At 75.6% G+C, this 238-nt stretch carries 1 pseudogene; it reads left to right on the forward strand.

The window, feature by feature from the left end:
• A pseudogene (locus KVS67_RS13035) lies at window positions 1-238 on the forward strand (aminoacyl-tRNA hydrolase); the annotation flags it as partial.

Genomic DNA, 238 nt, shown 5'->3' on the forward strand with positions numbered 1-238 from the left:
CGACACCCTGCGCCTCAAGCGCGGCGGGGGAGAGGGCGGCCACAACGGCCTGAAGTCCATCACCGCCTCACTCGGCACGAAGGACTACGCCCGCGTGCGCGTCGGCATCGGCCGACCCCCGGGCCGCATGGACGTGGCCGGCTTCGTGCTGCGCCCCTTCACCAAGCCCGGGCAGGGCGTCCTGCCCCTGCACGTGGACCGTGCGGCGGACGCCGTCGAGGAGCCCGGCACGGGCGGG

The organism is Micrococcus sp. GbtcB5, assembly GCF_019091605.1.
Classification (GTDB): domain Bacteria; phylum Actinomycetota; class Actinomycetes; order Actinomycetales; family Micrococcaceae; genus Micrococcus; species Micrococcus luteus.